The sequence below is a fragment of the Vibrio sp. YT-19(2023) genome, assembly GCF_033337395.1.
Window position 1 is genome coordinate 1 of sequence record NZ_JAWOQN010000578.1, and the last position, 664, is coordinate 664.

Sequence of the window (664 nt, forward strand, 5' to 3'; positions counted from 1 at the left end):
CAGTAGATAAAGTTGAACAAGCACTACAGCAACATCCTGATACAAAAATTTTGGCTTTTGTACATGCTGAGACATCAACAGGTGCTGTCAGTGATGCGCAAACTCTAGGTAAGTTAGCCAAGCAATATAATGTGTTGTCGATTGTGGACGCCGTTACATCGTTAGGCGGCGTACCGTTAAAAGTTGATGAATGGCAGCTTGATGCTGTGTACTCGGGCAGTCAAAAGTGTTTGTCGTGTGTGCCTGGCTTGTCTCCGGTGACGCTGTCTCCGGCTGCTATCGAAAAAATTCAATCGCGCACTACGCCAGTTCAAAGTTGGTTCCTCGATCAAAGCTTAGTGTTGGGGTACTGGAGTGGGGAAGGTAAGCGTAGCTACCATCACACAGCTCCAGTGAATAGCCTATATGCATTGCATGAAGCGCTGCTTGTGTTACAGAACGAGGGGCTTGAGAACGCGTGGGCTCGCCATCAATTGATGCATGAGAAGTTGAAAGATGGTCTTCAGAAACTGAGTTTTGAATTTGTAGTGGAAGAAGCTTACCGTTTACCTCAATTGAACGCGATTTATGTGCCGGAAGGGATCGATGAAGCGAAAGTTCGCGCGCATCTACTTGAAACTTACAACCTTGAAATTGGTGCAGGGCTAGGTGCGTTAGCTGGCAA

Annotated in this window: 1 protein-coding gene; it reads left to right on the top strand. The window is 46.8% G+C overall.

Annotation, left to right across the window (positions count from 1 at the left end; all coding sequences use genetic code 11):
• Positions 1-664, top strand: a 664-nt coding sequence (locus tag R7E78_RS27245; protein ID WP_318058764.1) for a pyridoxal-phosphate-dependent aminotransferase family protein, incomplete at both ends; no start/stop codon positions are given.